Genomic DNA, 24,083 nt, shown 5'->3' with positions numbered 1-24,083 from the left:
GTGGCTGCCCGGCTCAACTGGCCGTGCATCCGCATCAACCTTGATGCGCATATCAGCCGTATCGACCTCGTTGGCCGCGATGCCATCGTGCTGCGCGATGGCAAGCAGGTCACCGAGTTCCGCGAAGGCCTGCTCCCTTGGGCGCTGCAGACGCCGACCGCCCTGGTGTTCGACGAATATGACGCGGGTCGCCCCGATGTCATGTTCGTCATCCAGCGCATCTTGGAAGCGGAAGGCCGCTTGACCTTGCTTGACCAAAACCGCGTCATTACCCCGCATGCATCCTTCCGTTTATTCGCAACCGCCAATACAGTTGGTTTAGGTGACACAACAGGCCTCTACCATGGCACGCAGCCCATCAATCAGGGCCAGATGGACAGATGGAATATTGTCTGCACACTGAATTACCTTCCGGCGGAAGATGAAGTGAATATCATTCTCGCAAAATGCCCATCGCTCAATAACGATGAAGGCAAGAAGCAGGTTGCCAGCATGGTGCAATTGGCAGGCCTAACGCGCAGCGGGTTTATCAACGGCGATATTTCAACGGTGATGTCGCCGCGCACCGTCATTACATGGGCGCAGAACAATGCCATTTTCAATGATATCGCAACATCTTTCCGCCTTAGTTTTGTGAATAAATGCGATGAGACGGAACGGCCGATATTGGCGGAATATTTCCAGCGCTGTTTTGGAATTGAATTAGCTCTTTAACGTAGGAGTATGTCCCAGCGAAAGCTGGGACCCAGTTTATGAACAAGCAATGCTTCGTCTATATTCTGACCAATAAGCCTTACGGAACGCTCTACATCGGCATGACAGGAAATATCACGCGCCGTATCTATGAACATAAAAATAAACTTATTGATGGTTTTACCAAAAAATATGGTCTCGATAAATTGGTGTACTACGAAATTTATGACAATTTTGCTGAAGCATCGTTGCGTGAACGCACAATGAAAGCATGGAAGAGGGACTGGAAGAAGCAGCTCATTGAAAAACAAAATCGTGATTGGCGCGATTTAAGTGATGAACTAATATGAACCTAGGCCCCAGCTTTCGCTGGGGCATACGATGAAAAGGAACGCACATGCTTGCAGCCCTTACGCTTTCCAGCTTTTTCGGCCTCACCGAATATTTGGGTCTGGGCGATAAGGCGGAGTATTACTATGCATGCAGTGATCCCGCATTTTTTGTCGTGCGCAATGAAAACCAGTTGACCGGCGATAAGCATCTTGAACTCAAAGGCACAATCAACACTCCGCAACAAGGCTATAGCTATAAGTGGCAATTCGTAAGTGTCGAAGCGCCCTATGCTTATGCCGATATTCTGGTCGGGCAACCCTTAAGCGCGGATAAGCGGTTTGGCCGCGGCTTGCCGTCCGTTCAGCACGTGCAGGTGGACCAGAAATTCACCTTGCCGCAACAGGTCACGGTATTCCGCTTCCGCATTGTCGGGCTTGGCCCCGTACCCGCACGCGTTGAATGTGATTTACGCCAAACGCCGACCAATACGGGTCCGGTCGATTAACGAACGCATTTAAAACCTTACCCAACAAACGCGGCGAGAATTCCTTTGGCGCGTTCCAAGATGCGTGGGGAAAGCCGCGCGGATGTTGTATCCGGGCTTTTTGCCGTAAATGCGCCCGCCAAAACACCATATTCCAATGCACTGTGCACACCGTGCCCCTTGGCGCGAAAGGCAACATAACTGCCCAGCAATGCATCGCCTGCACCCGTTACATCGCGCGGTACAATGCGCGGCGTTACAATATCGTCCACCACAATCATGCCGTTGCGCTTTTCGGCAGAAACCACATTATGCTTGCCGCGCGTTATCACACACACCACATCCAACTGGTCAGCAAGCGCAACAGCAAGTTCGCCTGCTGTTTCACGCACAATCCCAAATTTTTTTGCAAGCGCAGCTGCTTCATCCTGATTCACCACCAGTTCATCGATATGTTGAAAATGTGTGCGTTCTACCTGTGCAGGGTTAGTGCAGTTGAATACCACTGTTGCGCCTCGTGCTTTGGCACGGCGTGCTAACGCCATTGATTGCACAACTGGAACCGATGTTTGAATCATGACAATCGTATCTCTATCCAGCAACGCATCAGGGATGCGTTGTTGCAGCGCATGTTTATTCGCGCCGCGATAAATCATGCTGACCTGCCGCGCCTGCGCATCGGCATACACATAGGCCTGGGATAGGGTTTCACCTTCAATCCGCTGCACATCCACCTTTACGCCCACGCGCTCTAAATGTTCGATGTGTTCGTTTGAATCGATATCGGTATAGCCACCAAACGCACCAAAGAAATGGGTTTCAACACCCATCTTGGCGGCTGCAAAAACGGCGTTACTGCCTTTGCCGCCAAAACTGCGTTCGTAATTTTTCAACGATAAAAAGCGCAGCCATGCTTTTGGATTGCTGCCCAGTTTTTCCTTATAGGGTTCAATATTCCCTGCTTCCAAATCGGCGATAATATCTCCGCGGCGTTTATCAACATACATCAGGCGCTGGTCATCCCCTGGCGGCAATTGCCCCATTAGGTCTGAAATATCCTGAAGCTTGCGTTTGCGGTCCACACCGCCCGAACCAAATCCGACAATACGCATAAAAAACCCGCTGCTATAACGCCTAAAATAAAATACGCGTTTACTTCAAGATAACGCTGGCAAACTGTCAAGGGGCGCAATAGTTTCAGTACGTAATCACCACTGCCCTCACGAGCGGTTGCGCACCCATCCTTGAGATGGGACGCAGAGCGAGTGAGACTCAAAAATGTTTAAATAGCGCGCCAATCATAATATATGAGCAAGTTAATCCACACTGCCGAAGATCCGGTCGAAAGCTTTAAACGTGCCAGCGTGGCGACGGCCAAAACGCTTGCCGGCGAAGCGGAAATGGATGTGGTGTTTTCAACCGATCAATCGACCACGCTATCATCCTCAATCATGGCAAAAGGGCAAAAGCAGCGCGTACGCTTGCCACTTCCTTCGCGCGCGCTTTCGGCGCATGACCGCGCGCTGGTGCGCGGCAGTGTAGATGCGGCAGGGCTGCGCATGCGTTTTCATGATCCAAAGGCATTTAAACGTCACGCGCCAGCCGGTGATAATGCACGATTAGTATACGAAGCATTGGAACAGGCCCGCTGCGAAGCCATCGGCGCAAAGGCCATGCCCGGCATTGGCGAAAATCTGGGCGCGGTATTATCCGACCGCGCCAAACGCCAAGGCTATGATCACGCGACCGAGCGCGCACAAATTCCCATTCACGATGTCATGCGGCTATTGGCGCGTGAAGCACTTTACGGCGCGCCTATTCCGCAAAACGCATTGCAGGCGGTGCAACTGTGGCGACCATGGGTTGAACAGCGCATCGGCAATCATTTGGGCGAGCTTCCCAAATTACTGAACGATGCCGATGCCTATGCCCAAGAAGTGCGCAAGCTGCTGGTGGCCATGAACATGGATTTTCCGGGCAGCCCCGATGAAGAAAGCGAAGGTGATGACCGCCCGCACGAAGCTGACCCGCAAGAAGATAAAAAAGAGCAGGAACAGGCCGAAGGCGGCGCGGAAAGCCAAGACCAATTGCCAAAAGACGCCGAACAGCAAGCCGCCAAAGAAGCCCGCGATATTGGCGAAGGTGATGAAGGCGAAGAAAAACCAGTAAGCGGCGAAGATGAAGCGGAAACCGAAAGCGATGAAGAAGAAATCCGCGAGCCGCCATCTGCGGCACAAGCACAAGCGCTGACTGTCTATAATGCGTTTACAACCCAGTTCGATGAAATAAAACACGCGAGCGATTTGTGTCCGGCCGATGAACTCGCACGCCTTCGCCTGCAACTCGATAATCAGGTACGCCATTACCAAGGTCTTGTTGCAAAACTTGCCAACCGTTTGCAACGCAAATTGCTGGCGCAGCAAATGCGCAGCTGGGATTTTGACCGCGAAGAAGGCATGCTGGATGTCGCGCGGCTTGCGCGCGTCGTCGCCGCGCCCGGCGTTCCGCTTTCCTATAAAATTGAAAAGGACACGCAGTTCCGCGATACGGTCGTCACGTTGCTCATTGATAATTCGGGGTCCATGCGCGGGCGGCCCATTGGCATTGCCGCCATCACCGCTGATATTCTTGCGCGCACGCTGGAACGCTGCGCAGTAAAGGTGGAAGTGCTGGGCTTTACCACCAGCACATGGAAGGGCGGAAAATCGCGTGAACTGTGGCTGAAGTCTGGAAAGCCGCCGCATCCCGGGCGCCTCAATGATTTGCGGCACATTATTTATAAAGCGGCCGATGCGCCGCTGCGGCGTTGCCGCCGTAACCTTGGCCTTATGCTGCGTGAAGGATTGCTGAAAGAAAACATCGACGGCGAAGCATTGCTGTGGGCACATACACGGTTGCTTGCACGGCACGAAGACCGCCGCATTCTGATTGTCATTTCCGATGGCGCGCCGGTGGATGATTCAACTTTGTCATCCAACCCTTCCGTTTATCTGGAACAACATTTGCGCGAAGTGATTGGCAAAATTGAAGCGACCAGCCCCGTACAGCTCCTTGCCATTGGTATCGGGCATGATGTGACGCGCTATTACAAACGCGCGGTAACCATTACCGATGTGGAGCAATTGGGCGGCACAGTGATGAACGAACTGGCCGATTTGTTTGACGAGTAGCGCAAAGAAATAGCATTAACCAATTAATCTGCTGATTTTACATATTATCAGCAGCGCTGCTACTGGTCCTCTCTTTTGCATCAATACTTTCAATAATAACCTGTATTTTAGATGGATATTTTAAACATTCTTCAGGAACGAATATGACCCATACTGCCGCGACGATTAACGCCCTTGATGACGAAGCTGTTCTTAAACTGAAAGCGGATGACATTATTGCGCTTGGTGCAGACGCCGCGAATTTGTCGCTGCGCGTATTGCATGTTCTGGAAAAACCTGCATTTGAGGCAATTGATGGGGCCTATTTCCGTCCTGGAAAACTCAATAAACTTATTGAAGCACGGCTTAAAAACATAACCCCCAAACAAGCCGCGGGCTTTACGGATGATACCGTGCAAGGCCTGACCGCCCATACAATCCAACTTATGGAGAAAGGCGCACGTAAAAGCATTGATGTGACAAAACGAACTGTAGATCAGATCAATGAAACGCCTCCTTGGGCATTCGCCGAGATGGATGTCACAAATGTCAGAAAAATATCACCTGAAATGATAGTAAGATTATCAGGCCATAAGATCGCATATCTTATCAAGACCTATGGCGCTCCGATTGCGCTGGATAGTTTAACCACCATCCAGCTTGAAGGGGTTTTAAAAACCTATTCAGGCAACCTTCCCTCTGAACTGCTCGAACAACTTGCAACAGTAAAACCGGAAGTCGCAGAAAACCTTACAACATCCACGATTTTGGGTTTATCGGTCGAAGAAGCAAAAGCATTGGGGTATGATACTGCCGCCCGCAAAGAACTTGCACATCTCATTACCGAAGATGAACAGCGCAAAATCAGCGCAAAAGCGCTCATCAATATGCCAAGCGAGGTTCGCGCAGAACTAAGCGGTGCATGGATAACTGGAGAACAGTTATGGAATGTGCTAGGGGAGCAACGAAAGGCTGCTTATAACAAATTCAGAGAAGCCGCCGAAGCACAACAGCCCGGAGCAGAAGCCGAATATGAAAAGCAAGAATATTCAACCCTGTTAACACCAAACCAGCTGGCTGCCCTTGATACACACATTGTAAGAGCGACCCGTCCTTATGCACTAAACACCATGGTCACCAGCGAGTTGGCAATTATCGCGAGACGTCTCGAAAATGAACAGCTTGCAAAGCTGAACATCCGCAAAGCCTATGAATTAGGTAAATTGGGCTTCATCCCGATTGCAAATCAAGGTTATGTGCCAATGCGCCGCTTGGCTGCATTTGTCGGTCGCCGCCTAGCCCCTGCACGACTTACCGCAGCGGCTTAAATAACTACGCCGCTTTGACGATGCGGTTGCGGCCCTCGCGTTTGGCTTTATACAGCGCGGTGTCGGAAAGCTGTAATAATTCATCCAGCGTTTTTCCTTCATCGACCATGACATGACCAAAGGATGCGGTCACGTGCAATGGCGTGCCATCGGGCGCTTTCAATTCGGCGCGTTGAATGGCAGCGCGCAGACGCTCCAGCACTTTTTCTGCGCCATCATTATCAAGGCCCTTCAATATCAGCAAAAATTCTTCGCCGCCCAAACGGTACGCATCATCATAGGTGCGGATATGGCGCAGCAATGTGTTGGCAACGCCCACCAATACGCGGTCACCGGTATCGTGGCCATAGGTGTCATTCACACTCTTGAAATGGTCGATATCCACCATCGCCAAGGTAAAGGGTGTTTTGGCGTTCAGGTAACGGTTCATCTCGCGGTTAAAGTCTTCCTGCAACCCATTGCGGGTACGAAGCCCCGTTAATGGGTCAAGCCCTGCTGCCGCTTCGCTGAATGCGCGTTCAAGGCGGCGCACCGAGGTTACAAATTCATCAAAGCGCGACAGCACACGCTCGTAATCCTGAATGGGTAATGCTTCGCCATCGGGCGCGCGCAATAAAACTAGCTTTGCTGCTGTGTGCAATTGTTCATGCAGCTCGGCAAGGCGGTTTAATATCGGGCCCTGATTGGGCAGCGCAAAAGTCGCGCGGTCATGCCATTGCAAAAAGGAATTCGGCATTTTCGCATCATCGGCTTTTGCTGCGCGATCATTCCCGCCATAAAATGCCACCTGATGCCATTGCGACAACCATGCAATATGGTCATCCACCACTTTGCCGAGGCCTTGAACGATGCGGGTGCTGGCTTCCATGGTGATTTCCTTGGGACGAAAAAGGGCAGGAGTTACGAGCGTAACGCCCAGTTATTAGGGATTAGTAAAAGCGTGAAATTTGCGAATACCTGATTGAGTATTCCAACTAAACTATTGAAATAACACGCTAAAAAATTTCACATGGCTAATTGATCCATTCGCCCATAGCCTGCGTATACCATACAGTCAAGTAGCAGTGCCCATAACGGGGCTGCGCCGCTAACCCTCGATGCTTCCAAGAAGATCAAAAGGAGAAAGACCATGGCTCATTTCGACGACAATTTAACCCGTGCTGATAATTTGCGCTTTATTCGCGGCGCGATGCAATCGCCGATGCTCGAAAAAATAAACGAATTTGAACTCGCCGCTGCATGGCGCGAAAAGGGTGATGAAAAAGCCCTCCACAAACTCATCAAATCCTATGCCCGTCTGGTTGTGGCGATTGCCGCGAAGTTCCGTGCCTATGGGTTGCCGATGGGCGATTTGATGCAGGAAGGCCATATTGGTCTTTTGCATGCCGCCAATCGGTTTGACACATCACGCGATGTGCGCTTTTCAACCTATGCGACATGGTGGATACGCGCATCCATTCAGGATTACGTATTACGCAATTGGTCAATCGTGCGCACCGGCACAACGGCAGGACAAAAAGCATTGTTCTTCAATTTGCGCCGCTTAAGGGCGCGTATTGAAGGCAAGGCCGCACAAATGGGCAATCTTGACCCCATTATGCTCTCTCCAGAAACCAAGTCGGAAATTGCAGGTGCATTAAAAGTCAATGTGCATGATGTGGAAGTGATGGATGCACGGTTAACCAGCCATGACCAGTCACTTAATGCACTGGTCCATGATGATGGCAGCCATGATTTTCAGGATTTTCTGGTGGATGACAGCCCCAACCCTGAAGAACTGATTATGGCCCGCCACGATGGTGATGTGCGCCACAACTGGCTCGGCGTTGCCATGCGCCAGCTGGATGAACGTGAACGCCGCATCATCCGTGACCGTCACTTGCGCGATGAAGCAGCTACGCTGGAAGACCTTGGCAAAAAACTGGGCATCAGCAAGGAACGGGTACGACAGCTTGAAACACGGGCCATGGCAAAACTTAAAACCCTCATGCATGACCAGGCGGATGCATCAATCGTTGCATCGGCCAAGCAGCTCGAATCAGCGGCGGCTTAAAATAGCTTTGGATTTAGCGCCATGCGGAATAACCTTTCTGCATGGCGCTTATTCAATCTGACGAATATTCCGATGATCTGGCGAAACTCTCGGCAACCATCCAGCCGGGCAAAACCTTGCTGCGCACCAAGCATGGCTATTTTCTTGTCCTCAACCACGATATTCTCATCAGCACCTCGCTGATGAAATACGGTGAACTTTCCGAATATGAATGGGATTTGATGAAGCCCTTCATCAAACCGGAAATGGTGGTGGTGGATGCAGGCACGCATCTTGGCACCTTTCTTGTGCCCTTTGCCCACCGCGTGGGGCCAAAAGGCAAAGTCATCGGCTTTGAACCGCAACCTGTCATCCATGAATGTCTGATGACCGCCATCATGCTCAACAAAGTTGGGCATAACACCCAAATCCATCATTGCTGCATTGGTAATTCAAACGAAGAACTGGTGATTGACGAGCCCGATTACGACCATGTCGGCCAGTTCGCGGGGTTAACCTTCAATGAAAAAGGCTATAACGAAGCCAAAATGTCGAACAAGAAAATCAAAACGCATGTCGTGCGTCTTGATGATGTGTTCAAGGAACCGCGCTTTGATTTTTTAAAAATCGATGTCGAAGGGATGGAAAACGATGTACTGCTCGGCGGCGCAACGGTTATCAAAAAATTCCGCCCCGTCATGTTTATTGAAAATTGCCGCCGCGCCAAATCACCGGAATTGATGCAAACCATTTTTAATCTGGGTTACCGCGCATGGTGGCATACGGGCCGTTTGTTCAAAATCGATAATTTTAACAAGAGTGATGAAAATTTATTCGGCAACCGCTGCAATACCAATGTGCTGTGCATCCCGAAGGAGCGCGGTGATGGCGAAGTGCCAAAAGGTTTAATCGAATGCACCGACATTCACCACAATGTGATCGCCGAGAACGGGCAGATTACGCCCAGCATCCCCGATTACGAACCGCGGATATAATTCCGTCATGCCCGCGAAGGCGGGCATCCACGAACTTACTTTCGGATAATTCATGCCTGAAAATTATTTCGTATATATTCTCACAAACAAACCTAACGGTATCTTATATGTCGGCATGACGAATAATATTGCCAGACGCATAATCGAACATAAGCAAAATTTATATGAAGGGTTTTCTAAAAAATATGGCCTTAATAAACTTGTATATTACGAAGTCTATAATGATCCGGAATCCGCAATAGTTGCTGAAAAGCGTATGAAAAAATGGAATAGAGCTTGGAAGGTCAGACGGATTCTTACAACGAATCCGAATTGGGATGATTTGATTGAAGATTTAAATAAATAAAATCGTGGATGCCCGCCTTCGCGGGCATGACTCGATTATTAATGTCTGAAATGGCGAATGCCCGTAAACACCATCGCCAAGCCCGCATTATCTGCTGCGGCGATGACTTCATCATCCCGCACGCTGCCGCCTGGTTGAATGATGGCAGTTGCGCCTGCTTCGGCTGCTGCCAATAAGCCATCAGCGAAGGGGAAAAATGCATCGGATGCCACCACACAGCCCTTGGTGAGCGGCTCAGCCAAACCAGCAGCTTTTGCGGCTTCGCCGGCTTTCCATGCGGCGATACGTGATGAATCCACACGGCTCATTTGGCCTGCGCCCACGCCCACCGTGGCTTCGTTCTTTGCATAGACAATCGCATTCGATTTCACATGTTTGCCAACGCGGAAGGCGAACAACATATCGCGCACTTCATCATCCGATGGTTTGCGTTTTGTTACCACCTTTAATGTCTCGGCTGTCACATGCCCGTCATCGCGGCTTTGCAGCAACAACCCGCCCGCAATCGAACGCAGCGTTGCGCCTGCGCGCTTCGCATCCGCCATGCCATGCGTCAAAAGCAAGCGCAAATTCTTTTTTGCCGCGATGATCTTCTTGGCATCCTCATCCGCTTCGGGCGCGATGATGACTTCGGTGAAAATATCGGAAATCGCTGTTGCCGTTGCCGCATCCAATTTGCCGTTAATGGCAATCACGCCGCCAAATGCACTGACGGGATCACATGCCAATGCTTGCTTATACGCGCTCACATAATCCTTTGCGCTAGCAACACCGCACGGGTTTGCGTGCTTGATAATCGCAACCGTGGGTTTTGAAAATTCGGAGGCCAGTTCGAATGCCGCATCCGCATCATTGTAGTTATTATAGCTGAGTTCCTTGCCTTGCACTTGCTCTGCTCGGGCTACGCATGGCTCGGTCTTACGGGCAACATATACTGCGCCCTTCTGGTGCGGGTTTTCGCCATAGCGCAGCATTTGTTTGCGCGTATAGCTTGCGGTAATCACTTCGGGATAGTCATCGCCTAACTGTCCTGCAAACCAGCTTGATACCATGCTGTCATAGGCAGCAGTGTGCGTAAACGCTTCAAAGGCGCAGCGTTTTCTAAAATCCAGACCAATCGCGCCATTATTTTTCTTCAGCTCATCCAGAAGTCCTGCGTATTGTGATGGAGAGGTTAGCACCGTCACGAAATCATGGTTCTTTGCAGCGGCGCGGATCAGCGCAGGCCCGCCAATATCGATATTTTCGATGCTGGTTGCAAAATCCGCGCCTTTATCAATGGTTGCCGCAAACGGGTATAAATTCACGATTACAATATCGATCGGTGGAATGGAATGTTCGGTTGCCTGAAACTGGTGCTGGCTGTTGGTGCGCACCTGCAAAATGCCGCCATGAATTTTGGGATGCAGTGTTTTAACGCGGCCATCCATCATTTCCGGAAAGCCGGTAAAGGTTCCAACTTCCGTCAGCATGATGCCTTCGGCTTCGAGCGCTTTGGCAGAACCACCAGTTGAAAGAATTTCAACACCAACCGCGCGCAAGGCTTTCGCGGTTTCAATCAATTGCGTTTTATCGGAAACAGAAATCAGCGCGCGAACAGGTTTGACTAAATCTGGCGCAGGAACGGTGGAAACAGCATGGAGCGACATGAACGGCCTTATTAATAATGTAATGAAGGCCTAGAGATTTAACGGAGTTTTTGATAACTCTCAAGACATACGGAAACAGCTATATTTTGCCGTATTTATTGGCCTTATTTGCTTTTACCTTCGCGCAGCAATGACCACAGCCATTTCGTATCACCCGCATTGGTAATTCCGCGCACCACAATCTGGCGGCTTGGGCGGGCATAGACCTTTCCATAATACAATGTTTCATCCAGCGATAGGCTTTGCGCTTCGCCATGCCCGTTTTCACAGCGGAAGCGATATCCATTCCCGCCCGGCATTTTAATCAGCACCGCTTTGCCATTTTGAATAAGGCTGGTCTGCACCAGCGGATGCAGATGAAAACGCAACGTAATATTTTTTCCTTCGCGCCCGGAAACCTTGTCTTCACCGCGCAACGCATCGCCTTCATTCAATAACGTCAATGTGCGCTGATGAATAATCTGTTCGCCTGCCAAATAGCCGTCATGCGTTACCACCACCTGCTGCTGGCCTTTGGTATCTTCGCGCAGACATTCAATACTGGACGGACGCGCCCCAATGCCGCCATTCGCCAGTACTTCGCAATTGTTTTTATCATCCACATTCAACGTGGTATGCGCCGCGGTTGCCGCCATGGCCGCATACCAATCATCGTTATCGTGGCCAGGATGGGCGCCGCAATTTACAAACAGCCGCTCGCGCCCAATGCTGCATTCAAAACTGGAAAGTCCCGCATGCGCCGCGCTATCCAGCCCTTGCGTTGGCGGGGCGCCAACATCCACAAACACCAGCATGCGGCCCAACGATAACCGTTCATACCCGCCATGCACCAGATTTTTTGGCGCGCGCCCGCGCGTATCGGCCTGCGTCAGCAAGGCTTCCAGCATCACGGGGTTTTCTTCCTGCGCGCCGTTGAACAAACATAAAGCTCCATCGCCGTGGCGGTAAAAACGCAGCGCAGCAGCTGCGCGTTCAATCGCTATGGGCAATTCGGGCGGCAAGGGTATTTTTCCGGCCTTTAATGCATGGCGTAGATCGACAAGGCATTTCAGCGCGATCATCTGTTGCGTCGGGTTGCGTTCGGCATTCGACCCATCGGCCAATATCGCGTGGCGCAATGCAATGGGCATAATTTCAAGACCAAGCTTTAACGCTTTATCCCCGTCGGGAAATGCCACGCCTGCAAAAATCAAACCGCGCAGCGCCAGTAACAGTTCAACGCCCTGCAATTGCGCAGTCGCAGGCAGGTTTACGTTGTTGAGTTTTTCCGGTGCATCCTCATCTTCCTGCATGACATATCCGGCAACCGCGCGGGGAAGCAGGCGTAGCAAGTGTTTATGATGCCGCACGAGGCATTCAAACACCCGCATCCGGAACGGCGTATCGGCGCTCGCCAATACAAAATCATGCATGGCGATTAAATGCGTTAAACGCAGTGCAACCAGATGCGGTTCCCACACATAGGGTGACCATTGCTCGAACCGGTCCAGCCACGATGCCATCAGGCTTCGGGCAACACGCCGCGCGGTATCGCCGCCCAGCGAACGCAAATCACGCAGCCATTCAAAGCCATGCACAGTGGTCAGCCATGTGGTATTGGCCTTTTCCGGCAGCCATTGCGGCGGATGCGCTGAAAAACTTTGTCCGGCAAAACTGAATTTGCCATCGACGATGCTTTCACCCATCGCGCTATCGCCCGGCCAGGGGTCCGATGGAATAACCTCCAACGCCTTGGGCACAGGCCCTGAAATCATCATGCGATAGAGCGAGCTGGCATAGGCGAGGCTTTGCAACCGGTGACGCATGCGTGTCATCAGGTCAAACTCGGGCGGCAGCGATGTTGCTATGACGTTGGACAAAATAAATTCGCTTAAATTGGAAATAGGTGCACAAACGGGGTGCTTTTATCGATAGCGTAAAGATTGCAACTAAATCGTTAAGAAAACTGCTGCCGGTGATGTTTTTCTCAAGCAAATGCGCAGTTTGGCACATGCGAAGTGTTAATAAGGGCACAGATATCTTGTCCATTACTTGGACTGCTTCAGCTAAATCAATTATGGAAATACACCAAGGCGCGCAATAAGCCGTATATCCGCAAAACAAAAAACCCGGCTCGATGAAGAGCCGGGTTCTGATTTGTTAGGCTTGGTTTGCGTTAGCCGCCGCCATCGCCGCCGCCGTCACCACCACCGCCATCTCCGCCGCCATCTCCGCCGCCGTCGCCACCACCGTCACCGCCGCCGTCACCACCGCCGTCGCCACCACAGCCATAGGTGCATGGTGGGATATAGGTGCAGTTGTTCTGCTCGGTTACATGGTCTTGGTTGTCCGGGCAGGTGCGGGTTGTCGTCACTGTGATTGAACCGCTATAGCCTGGTGGGCATGAACGGGATGTCACATGGGTCGAAGGTGTGCAGGTTGGGCGGCACTGATTGTCAGTGGTCACCACATCGCGGCCTGCGCCATTGTTCGAACCATCGCAAAGATGCGCAGTGGTTGTGTTGATATGACCTTCATAACCAGCTGGGCATGGGCCACAGGTGGTGCTGGTTGAAGGTGTGCAGATCACACGGCACTGGTTGTCTGTGCGTACCACGTCACGACCAGCACCATTATTCGAACCATCGCAGATATGTTCTGTGGTGGTGTTGATGTGACCTTCCTGACCAGATGGGCATGGGCCGCAAGTGGTGTTGGTTGAAGGTACGCAGGTTGTGCGGCATTGATTGTCCACGGTGACAATATCGCGGCCAGCATTGCATCCACAAACGTCGCATACATGCTTGGTGGTGGTGCGGATGTAACCTGTTTGGCCTTGTGGGCAAGCCGTATCCACATAGCGTTCGCTTGGTACGCACACTGCATGGCACTGGCTGGTGTCACGGGTTACTTCATCGCGGCCTGCACCATTGTTCGAACCATCGCAGATATGCTTGGTCTTGACAGTTACGATGCCTGAACCTTCTGTGCAAGGTTCGGTTGTGGTTACTTCCGAAGGCGTGCAGCTGGTGCAGGTGTTGGACACTTCTGTTTCTGCAATGGTGCAGTTGCAGGTGCCGGGGTTGGTGGTGGTTGTATCGATGGTGTTGGTATCGCCTACAGCTTTGGTGCTTACACCGCGTGAGGTGGTCGCAGAAGACGTCTTCTTGCTGTAGCCAACTGGAATACGGCCATAGGTCGCTTTTACAGAACCATCAATACATGTGCGAACTTGGTGCACAGTGATTTTACCGGTCTGACCCGATGGGCAATTCTTTTCCACGTTGCCAAGATCCTTGGTCGGAACGCATACGCAGGTGTTGGAAACCTGAAGTTCGCTTACCACGCCATCCGTGCCAGAACCTTCTGGGCATGAACGGTAACGCTTCATGGTAATGGTACCATCCATGTCACCATCTGGGCATGCCTTGGTGAAGGTCTCGCCAACTTGGCCTTCTTCACACAGATCACCAGTGGTGGTCGGTGGTACGCAGGTGTCGCTGATAACGTCGGTCGAAGGAGCAATCGCATCATCGCCTTGGCAGATTTCACGAACGATAACGGAAACGCTGCCGGTCCAGCCTTCTGGGTGGCCAGCTTCCTGACAGGTTCTGGTTGCAGAGTATGTTCTGTCAACACAGCCCGTCACGGTCTTCCAAGCTTGGTCTTGGCAGGTCATGCGGAAATCTACGAATACAACGGTACCTGCGCCAACGGTTGCGTTAGCTGCTGGGCCAGGGATGGGTACATTTTCAGTGCCGCCCGTGCCGCAAATCCAGCGTGCAGTGAACGAACCTGGGTTGTTGCCTTCACGTGGTTCAAGGTAACCGATATCATCACGTGAGATTGGCAAAGAAACGGGGTTATTGGTAACAGCAACGGTTTGACGGCCATTGGATGAGCTGCTCGATGAGCTGCCCGATGAACTGCTTGAACCGCTGGTGCTACCCGAAATGGTGCCCGATGACGAAGAGCTGGTCGAGTAGTAATAAAACCATGATGAAGAGGTTGTGGTGGTGGTGATGGTTTGTGCAAACCACTGGCTGGTGTTTGAAGAATTCACCAAACCTTGCAAACGCCATGAACCTGCCGAGCAGGTTTGGGTTGGAGCTTTAACGTCCGACACTTGCAAGTTGCGCGCAATACAGCAATTTGCAACGTGCACGTTATCGGGGGTGTTGGTCAGGAATGCTGCCCATTCTTCGGACGTGTTAAATGGAACGAATAACGGGCTGGTGATACCAGCAGCATCAATATAATGGCATGCGCCGTGCACATATATTGGTGTCTTGCTGATGGTCACATCGGGTTGCAGGCGAGCGCCGGTGAAATGATCGGTGGTGATCAACTGACCATTTTCGCTGCGCACAGGGCACTTGGGATAAGTGGTGTTACCATCGGTAACAGCTTTATCGATCGAACACTGCGTTGATACTTCTGCTTGCGCTGTACCACACAGCAGCAAGGAAACAATCAGAGAAAGAATAATATTGCGCATAAAAATACCCTTTTAAAATGTTCGTTTCGTACCAAAAACGCCCGAAAGACAAATTGAATTGCCTAAACTTTTATCAATCGTTTTTTAGCACTTTTTAAAGGGTTTGCGAGTCCGAAATTTACTTTCATTTTTCGTTAACTGGTTAATGCGTTCAAAAGACTTACGTTTTTTTTCCTATCTTGGTTAAAAGGTTAACGGCCTTCGAAAAAATGTTAAATTAAGGCACTAAAAATGCCCGCAACAGGCAAATTGCTACGAGCTGCCATGCGCACAAAAAACCGATGTGTATTTTGATTTATGCGGTAGGTGGAAAGGGTTGTGTGCGGCGTTGCGCAATCAGTTGCGGCGTTGTGCCCGCAACATCATCCAGAAATCTGTTCGCAAGTTGTTTGCGTTCTTCGGATGAATTCGCGCGGATGAATGCCATTTTCGGTTTTCCATCTTGAATATATCCAAGCGTCAACACGAATACGCCGGTTGGAAATTGCTGCGGCACACCGCTGCCTGCTGGCAACTTGTGAAATTGCGATACATCCAGCGTTCCGGTTTTGGCAAAAAATATTTCGCCATTTCGCGGACGTTGCGGATCTCTTATCGCACGCTCTGCCAAATATCTGTGTGTTGTGTGTTGTGGATTGGCGGGCGTTGCAAGCTGGCTTAGCGTTTTTCCGTTATCCAGCTTGTAGAGATAATCCACCAAATGCGCGACATGCAGCGGCGATGCCTGCGATGTGCCGATGCGTGATGCTCGATCGGCAATCCCTGATGTATCACGGAATCTGGAACCGGCGATACCAAGCTCGGTTTGGTATTTTGCCAACTCTGCGCGATAGGTTTCATAAAAACGCTGCACATTTCCATTCATGGTATTGGAAAGATGATTATCATTGCCGCGATTAAGCACGCCGCCCTGCATGGTCATCGGGCGGAAATTCGCGGCAAACACATTTGCGCCGGAATAATTCAGCGCGCGCGATACTTCAACAATCGTTGCATCATTATGGGACTGGCTCATCATCCGTGTAAGGCGCCCCATATTCTGCTGTAAATATTCAACACCCCTTACCCGCGCGATCAGCGCCAGCGCGGCGATTTTGGTATTCGATGACAAGTGGCCAATGCCATTGACATCATAACCCTGCTCCGGACGGCTGGATGGGATGTCATAAACGAGGTGTTGATGCCGTCCAAAAATACGGTTCTGCGGCAATGGCTCGTTATGCACGCCTGGCAATGCGTGGGGTGGCAGTATCCGGCTGACCATCAGCATCCTTTAAAAACAGGTTATGTTCCAAGCTTAAAATAAAAGCTTTCAGTTTTGGGTTAATGCCGCGTTAGCGGCCCATAAAACCGCATAATCCCACTGAAAAAATAAGCACAAACTGCCCAAATCTTAACAAAATTTAATGGTTTAATGGCTTCATAAACCAGTTGTTTATTTAATGACACTATATTGAACAGCGTGATATTGCGTTGTTTTGCGCAAGGCTCACATTCACCTTGCGTAAAATAAAATCATTTTGGAGTTATTGGCAATGAAAACGACCCGCCGCGACTTTATAATTGGTGCAGGCTTGATGGGCAGCGCCCTGATGTTTGGCAACCCGCTATCAGCCGCAGAAACAGCCGCGCCAAAAGTTGCCGAGGTAAAACCGACGCTGAAAGGCAAACTCTTCGCATTCGGTCTTGGCGGGAAAAAATACCCCGGCAATGAACACAAAGAAAGGAAAACCACCAGCATTCTGACGACGTTTGACTTGGAAACGCGCGAGATGAAGCAAACATCGCTCGATATGGGCGAAGGCCATGCCGCCATGGGCGCAGGCGATAATCGCATTTTGTGCGTGTCCCACCACAAACCGCTCAGCATGATGGTTGATAAAGACCACAAGGTGCTTGCAACCTTCACCGCGCCCGAAGGCTATCTTTATGGCGGCCATGGTCTGGTATTCCCTGAACGCAACCAGTTCATTCTGCCGATGCGCGCATCAAAACCTCACGCCGCCTCCGATACTGGCCGCTTTGAAGTCTATGATTTAACCAGCCTGAAAAAGCTGGATATGATTGACAGCGGCGGCATTCAACCGCATGAAATTCACAAGATTCCCAATAATCCGGCAGAGCTTGCAGTAACCCATTACGGCGATATAGCAGAGCGCAAAAAGCCGCTGGAATTCAATGTGATTGACACCAAGCTCACCATTCTGGATAGCCAGACCTATAAGCCAAAACGTCACTATGACCAGAATGAATTCAACGCCATGTCCACGCATATGCGCGTTTCAAAAGATGGCTGGGCATACATCGTGCTTACCCAATACGTCACCTTTGAAAAACCGGAAAACCTCAAGCCCGGCGAAGAAGCGGATAAAATCGCGCTCGCTGAAATGGAACGCATCTTCAAACAGAAATGGGATTATCCGGTTCCAAGCATTGCCATGCAGGAAAAACATCTGGCGGTTGGCTTGCCCTTCCTGCGCATCAATACCCAAACCGGTGAACGCCAAGTGATTTATCTTGGCAACAAACATCATATGCGCTCGCAATCGGTTGCTTATAACACAGCGATGGATACGGCGATTGGGCTTTATTACCACTCCGATAATCTTGTGCTGCACACCCCGGGCAAGGATGCGGAAATCATCACCCATGAACAATTGAAACTGAATGGTATCCGCGGCGTTGCCGAAATTCCCGGTACCACCTGCATTGCCGTGTGCGGCACGTACTATGATGTTGCTGTGATGGATTTGAAGACCCGCGAAGTGCTCGCACAGTTCAAATCATCCAATTACGATTCAACGCATCTTTATCACGATGCGGATTTAGCATAAGCAGAGCCTGTTGCGCCGCAAGGCGCAGAGGCATCGCAACAACAAGGCGGAGAGCGAATGGCGCAAACAAAAAAACAAACCCCGCTGAAAAGCGGGGTTTTTTATGAGGTTATCAATTTTTAATTAGCCGCCATTTCCGGAACCGGGGGCATACACCAAGCCATCAGGGCCGCATACCAAACCACTATTTAATGTCGCAGGGCGGGCAGGATCACAAATCCGCTGCATGGGTGCAAATCCGCTTGTCGTGGCAGGAAGCGTTTGAACTTTAATCTCAACGGCTTCTTCTGCGCCAATGCAATCGGTCGTGGTACGGCCGCCTTTAATCGTGGTTACACAAACCACTTTGCTTTCTTTGGCTGTGATAATAGTGGTATCTGCTTGTGCTGAACGCAAGCCCATACCTGCTGCCACAGCGCCGAGTTCTAATATTACTGCGCCAGCGCGCATAACTTTTCCAACCATGGGTATTCCCCTTAAAATGACTTCGTTAAAAACAATTCTAAAAAATCAAAATTACTGTTTCTTGGTTATACATGATGAAACAAAGCTTCAGCAATTATTTAAATAGTTTCTGATGCAGATAACGTGGTTAATACGAAGATTGATTCATGCACATATATAAGCGTCCTGCTTCGCCCGAGCGGTTGTTCCGCGCAGCGGAACAGAACGAATGGCGCAAATACTTCAATAAAAAAACCCCGCTGATGTGGCGGGGTTTTTAAACAGGCTGTTTAATTGATTAGTCCAGAGTAACCGTCGGGCAGCTAGCAGCTGTGCCAGCACGACGGCTAACAACGCGGCGCGGGGTTGTACCACCATCTCTTGAATTACCGCCTGCTACAACGATGCACTCACGGCCGTTAAAGAATTGACCGCGTTGATTAAATCTCAATCTTGGATGCGCATCATAGGAGTCAATTTGCTGATAGTTAGGACCCGCTTGCTTGGTACCACGGCCTTGAAAACGATTTTGACCCCAGCCTACATCGTTGAAATCACGCTTGGTACGTGCACCTGGCACTCGGTCAAAGTGATTACGGCTAAGGCAACGGTTGGTGCCATCTGGGCAAGCTTGTGCGAGCACAATCATTTCAGAGCGCGACATAACAATCGTCACGGCTTTACCTGATGGGCCAAACAATTCTTCAATTGGTTGGTCGCGGTCAACCAAACCACGTGCAAAACCGAGCATTTCGGTGAAGGTTGCGTTTGTATCGAGCTGAACATTATCGAGTGTTACTGCCATATCAATCTCCTAAAAAAACTATAAACCAATCGCTCTAAATTTCGTGCGCTTGTTATAGGCCCCGATAATATGCGCAACAAGCATGATTATACTTTCATCCTATTTTTTTATGCCGCACGTTTAATATTAATTAATATAAGCAGGGCCGGTTGTGCCAACTTCGCCCAAGCGGTTGCGCCATTTAGCAGGGCTGGTTGCGCCGATAGGCGCAGAAGCATCGCATCAATAAAATGGCGCAGAGCGAACGGCGAATAAAGGCACAGAGGCATCGCGCTAGTTTAACTAACCGCCGCCATCGCCGCCGCCGTCACCACCACCGTCGCCGCCGCCATCGCCTCCACCATCACCGCCGCCGCCATCGCCGCTGTAACCACCGCCGTCACCGCTTACAACAAAGGTGCATTGGTTATCTTCGGTTGTTGTATCACGGCCCAATCCGCCATTGCTGCCATCGCAGATATGGGCATTGGTTGTATAGATCAGACCTGTGTAACCCGATGGGCATGCACGTGACGTGGTATTGCTTGTTGGAACACACACAATAATCGGCGTGCAGGTATTGCTGATCACTTCTTCAACCTCATTACCCGATGGGCATTGACGCACACGGTGCAAGGTAATGATCCCTGTCTGGCCCGTAGGACACGCTCTGGTATATGGCTGACATGTCGCACCGGGGATGCAGGTTGCGCGGCATTGGTTATCGGTTGTAACGGTGTCACGGCCCGCGCCATTATTCGAACCATCACAGATATGCGCGGTGGTGGTGCGGATGTAACCGGTCTGTCCCGATGGGCATGATGCATCCACATAGCTTGATGAAGGCGTGCATGCCGTGCGGCATTGATTATCGGTCGTTACAATGTCACGGCCAGCACCGTCATTGCTGCCATCGCAAACATGGCGTGTGCGTGTACGAATGACACCTGTCTGACCAGACGGGCATGCGCTTTCCACCACATTGTTCGATGGGGTGCATTCATAATGACATGCAGGGCCTGTCACGGTCACCACATCACGGCCAGCGCCATTGTTCGAACCATCGCACACATGTTCGGTGCGCGTCGTGCGGCCGCCAACCTGACCCACAGGGCAGTTTTCAAGCAGCGCGGTTGCGCTTGGGGTGCAGAGCACACGGCAAGCTTCACCAGTTGTGGTCACAACATCGCGGCCAGCGCCGTCGTTACTGCCATCGCAGACATGTTCGGTTTTAATGGTGCGGCCACCGGTATAACCTGGCGCGCAATCTTCAACCATCATCGAGATGTTTGGAACACAAGCCGTGCGGCAACGGTTACGCTCCGTCACTTCATCACGGCCAGCGCCATTGTTCGAACCATCACAGATGTGGCGGGTTCTTACAACGATTTCACCAGTCTGGCCTGTTGGGCAAGCGCGCGTTGTTCTTGTAACGCCCGGCGTACATGCGGAACGGCATTGGTTATCGGTCGTTACTTCATCACGGCCAGCGCCATTGTTGCTGCCATCACAGATATGGGTTGTGGTGGTGCGAATAACGCCTGTTTGTCCTGATGGGCACGGCGTATCCACCGTGCTGCTGCCACCCACACACGCCGTATGGCAGGTGTTGGAAAGCTCACGGATTTCAATGTCACCCGATGGGCATACACGGAAATTCTGGCGTGTAATCACACCAACTTGGCCTGTTGGGCAGGGTGATGTGTAAGGGTTGCATACAGCGCCAGGTGTACAAGATGTGGTGCATTGGTTCGTGGTTGTTACCACATCGCGGCCTGCGCCATCATTGCTACCATCACAGATATGCTGGCGGCGGGTGATGATTTGTCCACTCTGCCCTGATGGACATGCCGAACTCGTCGATGTATCTGACGGGGTGCAGCTGGTCATCGGGCGGCAATGGTTTTCGCGGATAATGATATCGCGTTCACCGCCATCGAACCAACGCAGCCAGCCGTTGTTACCGCTATTGGCGTTGTATTCATCATCGCAGCCTTCCCAACCGCGTAATCCCATGCGGCTGTGGCACACATGCATGGTGATGACTTTTATATAACCTTGCTGGCCAACCGGACAAACTTCCCGTGTTTCCGTGCGCGAAGGAACGCAAGTTGAACCGCCGCTGCATGTGTTTTGGGTTGTGGTCACAATGCGGCCTGCGCCGTTATTGCTGCCATCGCATACGCGGGTGTTGATGGTTGTGATCTGGCCTGTTCTGCCAATTCCGCAATCAACGGCCGAACGACTCACCTCGCCAGGGATGCAACCCGTAGTCGTCACGCAGCTATTGCTGATAACTTCCTCGGAAATGACACCCGATGGGCAAGCGCGGACATTGCGCTTGGTGATTGTACCAATCTGACCCGATGGGCAAGCGGCAGTGAAGGTCTGGCCAACTTGGCCCGGCACACATGCTTGCGCCGTGCAGGTGTTGGAAACTTCAACGTCGGTGATAATCCCCGATGGGCATGCACGAACATGCTTCTTGGTAATCAAGCCGGTTTGACCCGATGGGCACTCCAGTGCGTAGGTATCACCCACCTGACCCGGAACACAGGTTGCGCTGCAGGTGTTGGAAACTTCTTCTTCGGTGATAATCCCCGATGGGCAAGCACGAACACGCTTCTTGGTGATAAGACCGCTTTGTCCGTTCGGGCAAGCGACCGCAAAGGTCTGACCCACTTGGCCAGCACGGCAACCCGGAACGCAGGTATTGCTTACCACTTCATCAACCGTAGCGCCGGATGGGCACTGGCGCACATGGCGCTTGGTGATGATGCCTGTTTTACCGACAGGGCATTCTTCAGTGAAGGTGTCACCGTAAGGACCGGCAACGCATGTGGTGCAGGTGTTGCTTACCACTTCATCGGTGGTGGTACCCGCAGGGCATGCACGAACATGGCGCTTGGTGATGATGCCGATTTGGCCGGATGGGCAAGCCTCGGTGAAGTTATCACCATAAGGGCCAGGCACACAGGTGGTTGGCGCACAGGTATTCGTCACATCGGTTTCAGATGTGCTGCATGAACAAATGCCCCATGGCTGGATGACATTGCCTGTTGGCTGTGCCTGAACGCAGGTCTTGGTCTGGCGAACAGTCCATGTTCCAGTCTGGCCTGTTGGGCAGGTTTTGTTGACATTACCCAAATCGGTGGTTGGAGGGCAAACGCAGGTATTTGAAACCAGCGTCTTGGTAATCACACCATCTGTGCCGCTACCGGTTGGGCAGGTGCGCATGTTTTTGTAAACCGCTGTGCCGGTGAAATTTTCGCCGCAGCTTTCGGTAAAATTGTTACCGACTTGGCCCGGCGTGCAGGTAATCGCAACGCACTGGCTGGTGTCATCGGTAACGGTATCACGGCCTGCGCCATTGTTGCTGCCATCACAGACATGCGCGGTGGTGCGGGTGATGTTGCCGGTATAGCCGCTCGCGCACGGAACCGTAGTTGTGCTCGATGATGGGGTGCACGTTGTTGGTGCGCGGCAGGTATCAATCACAACTTGTGATGTGATATTGCCAGCAGGGCAATACTTGGTATTGAGCACACCAACCGTTCCAACCCAATTGGATGGATGGTCATTCTGCGAGCAGCTGCGCGTCGAAGCGGTAATCGTCTCAACACAGGTGTCCGGATCAATGGATGTCCAGTTGCTGTTGCGGCATTGCATTCTGAAACTGGTAAATGTGATATCGCCAATTTCGCCGGCGATCGCACCAACGGTACCGCCAGTAATATCGGTTGTGTGCGCGGTTGTATCTGCGCCTGTACCGCGCGGCACAACGCCAAAGCACTGCCAGCGTGCAAGATAGGTTTCGCTTACCCGTGCGCCGGCCGGGAATACCGAACCGATATCATCGCGTTCAATCGGGAATAAGGAAATTGGAAAATCAGGGTCTTCGGAATTGCCTGTTTGCAGCACGATGGCAGAGGTTGGGGCTTGTGAAACAGGACGCGCGATATAGGTTGTGGAAGCAGTTGATGCAACAATTCCCTGCAAATTCCAGCGGCCATGATTACAGCTTTCGGTTGGACGCGGAACATCCGAAACGCGCATCACGCGCGGAATACAACATTGCGTAACATTGGTTTGCGCAGGGTGATTGGCGATGAATGCGTTCCATTCGGTCGATGAATTAAATGGAACGAAAATAGATGCAGTGATGCCGCGCGCATCGACATAACGGCATGTATTATTAATGTTGATAGGTGTGCCGCTTAGGATATTGGTCGGTTGCAAACGCGCAGAATTAAATCCGGATTGAGGAAGGAAATTATTTCCGCCGCCCACAGGACAGGTTGCATCGGTTCCGCCGACCGTCGCTTCATCAAGCGTACACGTTGCGGCATAGGACATATGCGGCATAAGCAGAAAAAGGAACGCGACAAGCAGTGCTAGGGCAGATTTACGCATCTTCAATGCCTTCTGAAAAATCGGTGCTAAAATTAATGAATGATTAAGGAGTGGGCACAAACTATTTTTATGGCGTTATAATGGCAAGTGCTTTTTATTGTTATACCGTAACAATTATTAAA

The 24,083-nt window shown here is 51.2% G+C and carries 18 protein-coding genes; 9 read left to right on the top strand and 9 right to left on the bottom strand.

The genetic code is table 11. The features are described 5' to 3' along the window. The 3 genes from SFW65_00800 to SFW65_00790 all read left to right on the top strand — a co-directional run. Nucleotides 1-714: AAA family ATPase (locus SFW65_00800; protein MDX1921653.1), on the top strand; the 714-nt coding region annotated here is incomplete at its 5' end. 38 nt (nucleotides 715-752) lie between these two features. Beyond that, entirely contained in the window at nucleotides 753-1,043 is a 291-nt protein-coding gene (locus tag SFW65_00795; GenBank protein MDX1921652.1) for a GIY-YIG nuclease family protein, read from the top strand. Between the two features lie 47 nt (nucleotides 1,044-1,090). Continuing rightward, on the top strand, nucleotides 1,091-1,531 hold the full coding sequence (locus SFW65_00790) for a hypothetical protein (GenBank protein ID MDX1921651.1): 441 nt from the start codon (nucleotides 1,091-1,093) through the stop codon (nucleotides 1,529-1,531). Between the two features lie 17 nt (nucleotides 1,532-1,548). Here the strand turns inward: SFW65_00790 and SFW65_00785 are convergent, their stop codons facing one another. Next, entirely contained in the window at nucleotides 1,549-2,622 is a 1,074-nt protein-coding gene (locus SFW65_00785; GenBank protein ID MDX1921650.1) for a PfkB family carbohydrate kinase, read from the bottom strand. A gap of 195 nt (nucleotides 2,623-2,817) precedes the next feature. Here SFW65_00785 and SFW65_00780 point away from each other — a divergent pair, with 195 nt between their 5' ends. Both SFW65_00780 and SFW65_00775 read left to right on the top strand, forming a co-directional pair. Beyond that, entirely contained in the window at nucleotides 2,818-4,680 is a 1,863-nt protein-coding gene (locus SFW65_00780; GenBank protein ID MDX1921649.1) for a cobaltochelatase subunit CobT, read from the top strand. A 143-nt stretch (nucleotides 4,681-4,823) separates the two neighbouring features. Continuing rightward, a complete protein-coding gene (locus tag SFW65_00775) occupies nucleotides 4,824-5,987 on the top strand; it encodes a hypothetical protein (protein ID MDX1921648.1) in 1,164 nt (387 codons plus the stop codon). Between the two features lie 4 nt (nucleotides 5,988-5,991). On the opposite strand, the gene SFW65_00770 is transcribed toward SFW65_00775, so the two are convergent. After that, nucleotides 5,992-6,855: a diguanylate cyclase gene (locus SFW65_00770; GenBank protein MDX1921647.1), complete on the bottom strand. Its 864-nt coding sequence runs from the start codon at nucleotides 6,853-6,855 to the stop codon at nucleotides 5,992-5,994. Between the two features lie 261 nt (nucleotides 6,856-7,116). Here SFW65_00770 and SFW65_00765 point away from each other — a divergent pair, with 261 nt between their 5' ends. The 3 genes from SFW65_00765 to SFW65_00755 are packed head-to-tail and all read left to right on the top strand — an operon-like array spanning nucleotide 7,117 to nucleotide 9,360. Continuing rightward, the gene (locus SFW65_00765) at nucleotides 7,117-8,040 is read left to right on the top strand and encodes an RNA polymerase factor sigma-32 (protein ID MDX1921646.1); all 924 of its coding nucleotides are present in this window, start codon (nucleotides 7,117-7,119) and stop codon (nucleotides 8,038-8,040) included. Between the two features lie 41 nt (nucleotides 8,041-8,081). Further along, complete coding sequence (locus SFW65_00760) at nucleotides 8,082-9,014, top strand: FkbM family methyltransferase (protein MDX1921645.1); 933 nt, start codon at nucleotides 8,082-8,084, stop codon at nucleotides 9,012-9,014. Nucleotides 9,015-9,066: 52 nt separating this feature from the next. Further along, nucleotides 9,067-9,360 carry a GIY-YIG nuclease family protein gene (locus SFW65_00755; GenBank protein ID MDX1921644.1) on the top strand — a complete coding sequence of 98 codons (294 nt, stop codon included), beginning with the start codon at nucleotides 9,067-9,069 and terminating at the stop codon, nucleotides 9,358-9,360. A gap of 38 nt (nucleotides 9,361-9,398) precedes the next feature. Here the strand turns inward: SFW65_00755 and purH are convergent, their stop codons facing one another. The 4 genes from purH to SFW65_00735 form a co-directional block, all read right to left on the bottom strand. Next, nucleotides 9,399-11,009, bottom strand: coding sequence for a bifunctional phosphoribosylaminoimidazolecarboxamide formyltransferase/IMP cyclohydrolase (gene purH, locus SFW65_00750; GenBank protein ID MDX1921643.1), 1,611 nt, complete (start codon nucleotides 11,007-11,009; stop codon nucleotides 9,399-9,401). A gap of 104 nt (nucleotides 11,010-11,113) precedes the next feature. Further along, nucleotides 11,114-12,868 (bottom strand): heparinase II/III family protein, encoded by a 1,755-nt coding sequence (locus tag SFW65_00745; protein MDX1921642.1) that lies wholly within the window; start codon nucleotides 12,866-12,868, stop codon nucleotides 11,114-11,116. A 296-nt stretch (nucleotides 12,869-13,164) separates the two neighbouring features. After that, nucleotides 13,165-15,486, bottom strand: a complete 2,322-nt coding sequence (locus SFW65_00740; GenBank protein MDX1921641.1) for a hypothetical protein — start codon at nucleotides 15,484-15,486, stop codon at nucleotides 13,165-13,167. 295 nt (nucleotides 15,487-15,781) lie between these two features. Continuing rightward, nucleotides 15,782-16,750 (bottom strand): hypothetical protein, encoded by a 969-nt coding sequence (locus SFW65_00735; protein ID MDX1921640.1) that lies wholly within the window; start codon nucleotides 16,748-16,750, stop codon nucleotides 15,782-15,784. A gap of 271 nt (nucleotides 16,751-17,021) precedes the next feature. Here SFW65_00735 and SFW65_00730 point away from each other — a divergent pair, with 271 nt between their 5' ends. Next, nucleotides 17,022-18,320 (top strand): hypothetical protein, encoded by a 1,299-nt coding sequence (locus SFW65_00730; protein ID MDX1921639.1) that lies wholly within the window; start codon nucleotides 17,022-17,024, stop codon nucleotides 18,318-18,320. Between the two features lie 123 nt (nucleotides 18,321-18,443). Here the strand turns inward: SFW65_00730 and SFW65_00725 are convergent, their stop codons facing one another. From SFW65_00725 to SFW65_00715, 3 genes are all read right to left on the bottom strand, one after another. Next, nucleotides 18,444-18,785: a hypothetical protein gene (locus tag SFW65_00725; protein ID MDX1921638.1), complete on the bottom strand. Its 342-nt coding sequence runs from the start codon at nucleotides 18,783-18,785 to the stop codon at nucleotides 18,444-18,446. A 277-nt stretch (nucleotides 18,786-19,062) separates the two neighbouring features. Next, complete coding sequence (locus SFW65_00720; protein MDX1921637.1) at nucleotides 19,063-19,569, bottom strand: hypothetical protein; 507 nt, start codon at nucleotides 19,567-19,569, stop codon at nucleotides 19,063-19,065. A gap of 282 nt (nucleotides 19,570-19,851) precedes the next feature. Then, nucleotides 19,852-23,961 carry a hypothetical protein gene (locus SFW65_00715; protein MDX1921636.1) on the bottom strand — a complete coding sequence of 1,370 codons (4,110 nt, stop codon included), beginning with the start codon at nucleotides 23,959-23,961 and terminating at the stop codon, nucleotides 19,852-19,854. Nucleotides 23,962-24,083: the final 122 nt, after the last annotated feature.

The sequence above is a fragment of the Alphaproteobacteria bacterium genome (assembly GCA_033762625.1).
GTDB lineage: Bacteria > Pseudomonadota > Alphaproteobacteria > UBA9219 > RGZA01 > RGZA01.
The sequence above is the reverse complement of the archived record's forward strand: the minus strand, read 5'-3'. Positions and strand labels throughout refer to the sequence as shown.

What these genes read in the sequence shown, in the direction of transcription:
- SFW65_00795 (MDX1921652.1), top strand. Translation starts at nt 753, where the DNA reads ATGAACAAGCAATGCTTCGTCTATATTCTGACCAATAAGCCTTACGGA.
- SFW65_00790 (MDX1921651.1), top strand. Translation starts at nt 1,091, where the DNA reads ATGCTTGCAGCCCTTACGCTTTCCAGCTTTTTCGGCCTCACCGAATAT.
- SFW65_00785 (MDX1921650.1), bottom strand. Translation starts at nt 2,622, where the DNA reads ATGCGTATTGTCGGATTTGGTTCGGGCGGTGTGGACCGCAAACGCAAG.
- SFW65_00780 (MDX1921649.1), top strand. Translation starts at nt 2,818, where the DNA reads ATGAGCAAGTTAATCCACACTGCCGAAGATCCGGTCGAAAGCTTTAAA.
- SFW65_00775 (MDX1921648.1), top strand. Translation starts at nt 4,824, where the DNA reads ATGACCCATACTGCCGCGACGATTAACGCCCTTGATGACGAAGCTGTT.
- SFW65_00770 (MDX1921647.1), bottom strand. Translation starts at nt 6,855, where the DNA reads ATGGAAGCCAGCACCCGCATCGTTCAAGGCCTCGGCAAAGTGGTGGAT.
- SFW65_00765 (MDX1921646.1), top strand. Translation starts at nt 7,117, where the DNA reads ATGGCTCATTTCGACGACAATTTAACCCGTGCTGATAATTTGCGCTTT.
- SFW65_00760 (MDX1921645.1), top strand. Translation starts at nt 8,082, where the DNA reads ATGGCGCTTATTCAATCTGACGAATATTCCGATGATCTGGCGAAACTC.
- SFW65_00755 (MDX1921644.1), top strand. Translation starts at nt 9,067, where the DNA reads ATGCCTGAAAATTATTTCGTATATATTCTCACAAACAAACCTAACGGT.
- purH (MDX1921643.1), bottom strand. Translation starts at nt 11,009, where the DNA reads ATGTCGCTCCATGCTGTTTCCACCGTTCCTGCGCCAGATTTAGTCAAA.
- SFW65_00740 (MDX1921641.1), bottom strand. Translation starts at nt 15,486, where the DNA reads ATGCGCAATATTATTCTTTCTCTGATTGTTTCCTTGCTGCTGTGTGGT.
- SFW65_00735 (MDX1921640.1), bottom strand. Translation starts at nt 16,750, where the DNA reads ATGGTCAGCCGGATACTGCCACCCCACGCATTGCCAGGCGTGCATAAC.
- SFW65_00730 (MDX1921639.1), top strand. Translation starts at nt 17,022, where the DNA reads ATGAAAACGACCCGCCGCGACTTTATAATTGGTGCAGGCTTGATGGGC.
- SFW65_00725 (MDX1921638.1), bottom strand. Translation starts at nt 18,785, where the DNA reads ATGGTTGGAAAAGTTATGCGCGCTGGCGCAGTAATATTAGAACTCGGC.
- SFW65_00720 (MDX1921637.1), bottom strand. Translation starts at nt 19,569, where the DNA reads ATGGCAGTAACACTCGATAATGTTCAGCTCGATACAAACGCAACCTTC.
- SFW65_00715 (MDX1921636.1), bottom strand. Translation starts at nt 23,961, where the DNA reads ATGCGTAAATCTGCCCTAGCACTGCTTGTCGCGTTCCTTTTTCTGCTT.